General features: G+C 73.7%; 9 protein-coding genes. 7 read left to right on the forward strand and 2 right to left on the reverse strand.

Annotation, left to right across the window (positions count from 1 at the left end):
- Window positions 1-46 precede the first annotated feature (46 nt).
- Window positions 47-898: an SDR family NAD(P)-dependent oxidoreductase gene (locus tag ASC64_RS09535; protein ID WP_056907314.1), complete on the forward strand. Its 852-nt coding sequence runs from the start codon at window positions 47-49 to the stop codon at window positions 896-898.
- An 11-nt stretch (window positions 899-909) separates the two neighbouring features.
- Here ASC64_RS09535 and ASC64_RS09540 read toward each other — a convergent pair whose 3' ends face one another.
- A complete protein-coding gene (locus ASC64_RS09540) occupies window positions 910-1,686 on the reverse strand; it encodes an adenosylcobinamide-GDP ribazoletransferase (protein WP_235563627.1) in 777 nt (258 codons plus the stop codon).
- Window positions 1,683-2,720, reverse strand: a complete 1,038-nt coding sequence (cobT, locus tag ASC64_RS09545; RefSeq protein WP_056907315.1) for a nicotinate-nucleotide--dimethylbenzimidazole phosphoribosyltransferase — start codon at window positions 2,718-2,720, stop codon at window positions 1,683-1,685. Before cobT ends, ASC64_RS09540 begins: the two co-directional genes overlap by 4 nt.
- 53 nt (window positions 2,721-2,773) lie before the next feature.
- On the opposite strand from cobT, the gene ASC64_RS09550 reads away from it, so the two are divergent.
- From ASC64_RS09550 to ASC64_RS22735, 6 genes are all read left to right on the forward strand, one after another.
- On the forward strand, window positions 2,774-3,295 hold the full coding sequence (locus ASC64_RS09550) for a 2'-5' RNA ligase family protein (protein ID WP_056907316.1): 522 nt from the start codon (window positions 2,774-2,776) through the stop codon (window positions 3,293-3,295).
- Window positions 3,296-3,329: 34 nt separating this feature from the next.
- Window positions 3,330-3,533 (forward strand): hypothetical protein, encoded by a 204-nt coding sequence (locus ASC64_RS09555; RefSeq protein WP_056907317.1) that lies wholly within the window; start codon window positions 3,330-3,332, stop codon window positions 3,531-3,533.
- A gap of 1 nt (window position 3,534) precedes the next feature.
- A complete protein-coding gene (locus ASC64_RS09560; RefSeq protein WP_056907318.1) occupies window positions 3,535-4,626 on the forward strand; it encodes a threonine aldolase family protein in 1,092 nt (363 codons plus the stop codon).
- Between the two features lie 63 nt (window positions 4,627-4,689).
- Window positions 4,690-5,724 (forward strand): citrulline utilization hydrolase CtlX, encoded by a 1,035-nt coding sequence (ctlX, locus tag ASC64_RS09565; RefSeq protein WP_056907319.1) that lies wholly within the window; start codon window positions 4,690-4,692, stop codon window positions 5,722-5,724.
- Between the two features lie 306 nt (window positions 5,725-6,030).
- Window positions 6,031-6,321, forward strand: a complete 291-nt coding sequence (locus ASC64_RS09570) for a hypothetical protein (RefSeq protein ID WP_156385111.1) — start codon at window positions 6,031-6,033, stop codon at window positions 6,319-6,321.
- Window positions 6,318-6,864 (forward strand): DUF222 domain-containing protein (locus ASC64_RS22735; protein WP_235563629.1); only part of this gene is annotated, 547 nt, incomplete at its 3' end. The genes ASC64_RS09570 and ASC64_RS22735, both read left to right, overlap by 4 nt.

Here is a 6,864-nt window from a genome sequence, read left to right on the forward strand (position 1 = left end):
AGGCCGGGCGGGGGATCGGACGCGAGGGCGTGGGTACGGAGCCCGCATGACCGAGCAGCCAGCGACCCCCCAGCCCACCCGCGTCACGTCACCGAACGCCGCGCTCGAGGGCCGGCCCCTGGCGGTCGTCACCGGTGCCTCGAGCGGCATCGGCCTCGAGCTGGCCCGGCAGTTCGTCGCGCACCACTTCGACGTCATCGTCGCGGCCGACGACGCCGAGATCGCCGTCGCGGCAGCGGTCCTGCGGGCGGAGGGCGAGGGCGAGGTGACGCCCGTGCAGGTCGACCTGCGCACGCGGGAGGGTGTCGAGGACCTCTACTCCGCCATCAGCGCCGACGGGCGGCCGCTCGACGCGATCGCGCTCAACGCCGGCCACGGCCAGGGCGGCGCGTTCGTCGACATCGACCTCGCCGACGAGCTGTCGATCATCGACCTCAACATCACCTCGACCGTGCGGCTGGCCAAGCTCGTCCTGCGCGACATGGTGGCCCGTGACGAGGGCCGGGTGCTGGTGACGTCGTCGATCGCCTCCACGATGCCGGGGTCGTTCCAGGCGGTCTACAACGCCTCGAAGTCGTTCCTGCAGTCCTTCACCGAGGCCCTCCAGAACGAGCTCAAGGACACCGGCGTGACGCTGACGTCGCTGATGCCCGGGCCCACCGACACGGACTTCTTCGAGCGCGCCGACATGGCCGAGGACACCAAAGTGGGCACGTCGAAGAAGGACGACCCGGCGCAGGTCGCGCGACAGGGCTTCGACGCCCTGATGGCGGGCAAGGCCCGCGTCGTCGGCGGCGGTCTCAGGACGAAGGTGCAGGAGGCCGCGGGCAAGGCGATGCCCGACAAGCTCAAGGCCGCGATGCACCGGCAGATGGCGGAGCCGGGCTCGGGCGACTAGGCGTCCTTGAGCTAGGCGGTCGAGGCGGCCAGCAGCAGGACGGCGAGGGAGACCTCCACCGCGGCGCCGAGCACGTCGCCGGTGATGCCGCCGAGGCGGCGGACGCAGCGGAACACGAGCGCCACCACCCCCGTGACCATCAGGGCCAGTCCGACCAGCGCAGGCCCGACGGAGCCGAGGGCGTGGCCGGCGAGGGCGACCGCCACGGCGCCGACCACGAGCGAGGCGAGCGCGGCCACCACCGGCACCGAGCCGGTGTGGGTCGCCCCGAGCCCGTCGGTGCGGGCCGCGGGCACCCCGCGCACGCACGACAGGGCGAGCGCGGAGCGGGACGCGCAGACCAGCAGGGCGACGGCCCACCAGGCGTGCTCGTGGCGCACGACGGCGGCCAGCCCGGCGGCCTGGAGCCCACTGACCAGCACCACCCCCACCACGCCCGCCGGGCCGACGGGGCCGGTGCGCATCACCTCGAGCGAGCGCTCGGCGGAGTACGACGCGGTGAGGCCGTCGGCGGTGTCGGCCAGGCCGTCCCAGTGGAACGCACGTGTGCCGAGCGCGAGCGCGAGCAGGACGACGTACGCCGTCGCGAGGGCGGGCAGGTCGACGAGGTCGGCCAGCCACACGACGAGCGCCGCCGCGACGGCGAGCGGGAGGGCGGCGAGCGGCGCCAGGACCATCGCGGTGCCGGCGACCGCGCGGTCGACGCGGCTCGGTGGGGGCACGCGGACAGCGGTGAGCGTCCCCGTCGCCAGCAGCCAGCCGTCGCGCAGGACCGAGGCCGGTCTCACGAAGGCAGGACCTCGGACAGCAGCGCCACGTCACGCAGCACGGCGATGCCAGAGCGCAGCAGCGGCAGGGCGGTGACCGCGCCGGACCCCTCACCCAGCCGCATGCCCACGTCGAGCAGCGGCTCGAGGCCGAGGGACTTCAGCGCGAGGGTCTGGGCCGGCTCGGTCGAGCGGTGGCCGGCGATCCACCACGCGCTCGCACCGGGCGCCATCGCCTCCGCCACGACCGCGCAGGCCACCGACATGAGGCCGTCGAGCAGCACCGGCGTGCCGAGGGTCGAGGCGGCCACGAGGAAGCCGGTCGTGGCAGCCAGGTCGGCGCTGCCGAGCGCGGTGAGGACCTCGATCGGGTCGTCGGTGCGGCCCTCGGCCCGGGCGAGCGCCTGCGCGACCACGTCGCGCTTGCGGGCCCAGCCCTCGTCGTCCACGCCGGTGCCCCGACCTGTCACCTCGTCGGCGGGCAGCCCGAGGACCGCGGCGACGAGGGCGGCGGCCGGCGTGGTGTTGCCGATGCCGAGGTCGCCCGTCATCAGCAGCTGCGCGCCGGACTCGATCTCCTCCCGGGCGAGCGCCGCGCCCAGCGCGAGGGACCGCTCGGTCTCCTCGCGGGTCAGCGCGTCGGTCAGGTGGATGGCGCCCGAGCCGCGGCGCACCTTGTGCGCAGTGACCTCGGCGGGGAGGTCGTCGAGGTCGGCGTCCACGGCGACGTCGACCACGCGGACGCGGACGCCGTGCTGCGCGGCCAGCGCGGAGACGCCCGCTCGCCCGGACACGATCGTGCGCACCATCGCCTCGGTCACCGCCGGCGGGTACGCCGAGACGCCGTGCGCGGCCACGCCGTGGTCGCCCGCGAGCACCATGAGGCGTACGTCGTCCAGCGGGCGCGGCGGCACCTCGCCCTGCACCGCCGCCAGCCAGGCACCGAGCTCGCCCACCCGGCCGAGCGCTCCGGCCGGAGTGGCGAGCCCGGCGAGGCGCTCGCGGGCGAGGGCGGCGACGGCTGCGGAGGGCGCGGCGATGCGGTTCTGGTCCATGGCGTCGCCAGCCTAGGGGCCGTCGACCGGCGGACACCTGCCAGTCTTGTCACGTGACCGGCCACTCCGTCCTGCAGCTGCCGGTCGCGCCGCTGGAGGCGTGGGTCCGCGCCCGCACCGCCCACTACGACGCTGGCTTCGTGTCGACCGACGCACGCTTCGGGCACGCGCACATCACGGCGCTCGGACCGTTCGACCCGGCTCCGTCGGCGGACGTGCTCGCCCGGGTCGCGGACGTCGCGGCGGCGACCGCGCCCATCGCGGTCCGGCTGGCGGCCCTCGCGCAGTTCCCGAACGGGATCATCCATGTCGTCCCCGACCCCGACCGCGCGCTGCGGGAGCTGACCGGGCGGCTCGTGGCTGCCTTCCCCGGCTGGCCGCCGTACGGCGGGGAGTTCGGCGACGACGTGCAGCCGCACCTGACCGTCGACGCCGCCTCTGCGGAGGTGGACCTGGCGTCCACGGCCAGCCTGCTCCGTGACGTGCTGCCCGTCGACGTGGTCCTCGACCGCCTCCAGCTCGCGTGGTGGGAGTCGGGCGACTGCCACGTGCGCGACGAGTGGCGCCTCGGCTGAGCACCCGTTGACGCCGCTGTGGCAGGATCGAGCCATGGCTTCCTGGGCGCACCTCGAGATCACTGTCGACGACGACGGCAACGTCGAGGTCGGCGGCTACAACGCCGACCCGGAGGCGCTCGTCGAGGGCACCGAGTCGTGGGAGGACCTGCTCTCCACGCTGGGGCTCAACGGCTGGGAGCTCGTCCAGGTGATCCCGGGCGACGAGACGACGTACTGGTTCAAGCGCCAGGCCTGAGGTGACCGACCTCCCCGACCTGCCGGCCCGGTTCCGCGCAGCGTCGGCAACGGCGGAGGCGGTCTTCTGGCGCGCTCCGGGCACCCCGGCGCAGACGTTCCGCGAGCTCGCGGCCTTCGCCGAGGAGCACGGGATCGAGTGGGACCGCTACGGCGAGCGCGGTGCGGTCGCGCAGCTGGAGTCCGAGGTGGCCGAGCTGCTCGGCAAGCCCGCCGCCGTAATGTTCCCCAGCGGGGTGATGGCCCAGCAGGCGGCGTTGCGGAGCTGGTGCGACCGATCGGGCTCGCGTCGGGTGGCGCTCCCGGACGTCTCGCACCTGCTGCACCACGAGCAGGACGGCCCGCGCCGGGTCATGGGCCTGGAGCTGGAGTGGCTGACCACCGGCCGCGAGACGCCCACTGCCGAGTCGCTCGCCGCGATCGGCGGCCGCCTCGGCGCGGTCATGGTCGAGCTGCCGCTGCGTGACGCCGGCTGCCTGCTGCCGTCCTGGGACGACCTGGTCGGGCTGTCGGCAGCCGCCCGCGAGCGTGGCGTGCCGTTCCACGCCGACGGCGCCCGGATCTGGGAGTCGGTGCCCCACTGGGGCCGCAGCCTGGCCGAGGTCGGCGAGCTGGTCGACTCGATGTACGTCTCGCTCTACAAGGGCCTGGGCGGCACCAGCGGTGCGCTGGTGGTGTGCCCGGAGGACCTCGCCGGGGAGCTGCGCACGTGGCGGGCGCGGATGGGCGGCACGATCTTCTCGATGACGACCGCCGCCGTCGGCGGGCTCAAGGGCCTGCGCGACCACCTCGGTCGTTTCGACGCCTACCGCACGTGGGCCATCGCGCTGGCCGCGGAGCTGGGCACGCGGGGCATCCGGACCTTCCCGGAGAAGCCGCACATCGCGACCTTCCTCGCCTACGCGCCCGGCGAGGCTGATGCGGTCAACGAACGCCTCGTCGCGCACGTCGAGGAGCACGGGATCGTGCCCTCGGGGATGTGGAGCCCGAGCGAGGTCCCGGGGTGGGTGGTCACCGAGCTGACCTGCTACGAGGCGGCCGTCGACCGTGACCCGGCCGAGGTGGCCGAGCAGCTCGCCGCCGTGGTGGCCTGAGCTGCGGCGCTCCGTCCCGCTGCTGATGCCGCGCCGCGCGCCGGCGTCCCCTACATTCCTCCCGTGAGTGCCCAGGCCCCTTCCGCAGTGATCCTCATCCGCGCGACCAGCTTCGTCCCCAACCCGGCGACCGCAGCGGACAACGCGTTCCAGTCCGACGCCCCCGAGGGCCAGTCGGCCTACACGACCTCGGAGAAGGCGCTCGCCGAGATGGACGCGCTCGCCGCAGCGCTGCGCGACGTCGGCGTACGGGTGCACGTCTTCGACGACGACGACCACACCCGGCCCGACAGCGTCTTCCCCAACAACTGGATGTCCACGCACGCGGGCGGCACCGTCGCGGTCTACCCGATGTACGCCTCCAACCGCCGCCACGAGCGGCGTCACGACGTGCTGGAGATGCTCAAGTCGGAGTACCGCGTCCAGGCGATCATCGACTACTCCGGGCTCGAGCCCGACGGCGTCTTCCTCGAGGGCACCGGCGCGATGGTGCTCGACCACGTCTCCCGGGTGGCCTACACCGCGCGCAGCCACCGTGCCGACGCGGCGGTCCTCGAGCGCTTCTGCACCGACTTCAACTACGAGCCGATGGCCTTCGACGCGGTCGACTCCGACGGCGTGCCGGTCTACCACACCAACGTGATCGCCTGCATCGGCACGGACGTCGCGATGATCGCCCTCGACATGATCCCCGACGAGCACCGCCGCGAGCAGGTGCGCGAGCGCCTCGCCGTCACCGGCCGCACCATCGTCGAGCTGACCGAGGACCAGATCCGCGAGTTCGCCGGCAACGCCGTTGAGCTCTGCGGGCGTACGCCGGAGGGCAAGCGCCGCTACGTCATGGCCATGTCGGCGCGGGCGAAGCGCTCGCTGCGCCCCGAGCAGGTCGCCGCGATCGAGGAGTCGTGCGAGATCGTCGCGGTCGAGATCCCGACCATCGAGCTGGCCGGCGGGTCGGTGCGCTGCATGATCGCCGGCGTCCACCTCGACCGTCGCCCGCCGCTCGAGGAGGCCGAGCTCACCGAGGCCGTCGAGGCGATCAACGTCGACGACCCGATCACTCCGGACGGGCGTTACGTGGCCAAGGAGTACGCCTGACTGGAGGCGGGGGAGTGCTTCGGGCAGGGGCACCCCGCCGCGATTGCCCCTACGTCGCCGGATCTGGCCCAGAAGGCGGCCCAGCGTCGCACCGGACGCTCACATCAAGGTCCTTGCCTGCCACGCGAGGGGGTCGCACGTCCGACTCAGGGCCACTGTCGGTGACGACGGCTATCGTCGGAGACAGATTCGAGCGAGCGAGCTCGGGCCCTCCGTGTAGCCGATGATCCGGCTGAACCCACCTCACTGTTACTGGCCCCGTCCGTAGTTGCCGGTGCGCCCACGTGGCGCGGGAGGGTCCAGTCAGTGAGTGCAGTGCCAGCCGAGGGGCCCCACCAGGGTGCGGGCCGAGCCCCGGGCACGCAGCCGGAGGCGTCGCCGGCGGTGAGCCACGTGCTCTCGCGCGTGCACGCGTCGCTCACCGAGGTGGGCGAGGTGTCGCTTGGGGGTCTGTCGGATGGAGACGTCGTCCGGCTGGTCGACGAGCTGACCGGTGTGACGAGTCGCCTCACCCGCGAGCTGTGCCGAGTGGTGGCCGAGGCCGACCGCCGGCGGCTCGGGGACGCGACCGGCGCCCGTGACGTGCGGCCAGGTTGAGCAGGCTGGCGCGTGCGTTCGAGGAGCCCCTGCACGCCCCCACCGGCCAGGCGCTGGCCGCGGGCGAGCTGCGGGTGGAGCAGGCACGGGTGATCGTGGATGCGGTCGACGCGATCCCCGCCAGCGTCCGCACCCCCGAGGGCGCGACCCGGATCATCGATCCCGAGGTGCGGGCACAGGCACGCGACCACCTCCTCGCCGCCGCGGCCGAGCACGACGCCAAGACGCTGCGCAGGCTCGGCAAGCGGATCCTCGACGTCGTCGCACCCGAGCTCGGCGAAGCCCAGGAGGCCAAGACGCTGGCGCAGGAAGAGTCCCGCGCCGACGCGACCGCCGAACTCGAGATGGACGACGACGGCAACGGCCGCTGCCACGGACGGTTCTCCCTGCCCTCCCACATAGGCGCGATGCTCAAGCGACACCTCCTCGCGCTGGCCAACCCCGCCCGGCACACCGAGGCCGAGCTGCGCGACGAGCGAGGCGGTTGGAAACCGCTGTGCCGCCGCATGGGCGAGGCGTTCATCGAGTACGTCGAGCGCTACC

The sequence above is a fragment of the Nocardioides sp. Root122 genome (genome assembly GCF_001425025.1).
Taxonomy (GTDB): Bacteria; Actinomycetota; Actinomycetes; order Propionibacteriales; family Nocardioidaceae; genus Nocardioides.

Bases quoted from the DNA above. Each gene is read 5' to 3' on its own strand.
- ASC64_RS09535 (WP_056907314.1), top strand. From the start codon at position 47: ATGACCGAGCAGCCAGCGACCCCCCAGCCCACCCGCGTCACGTCACCG.
- cobT (WP_056907315.1), bottom strand. From the start codon at position 2,720: ATGGACCAGAACCGCATCGCCGCGCCCTCCGCAGCCGTCGCCGCCCTC.
- ASC64_RS09555 (WP_056907317.1), top strand. From the start codon at position 3,330: ATGGCTTCCTGGGCGCACCTCGAGATCACTGTCGACGACGACGGCAAC.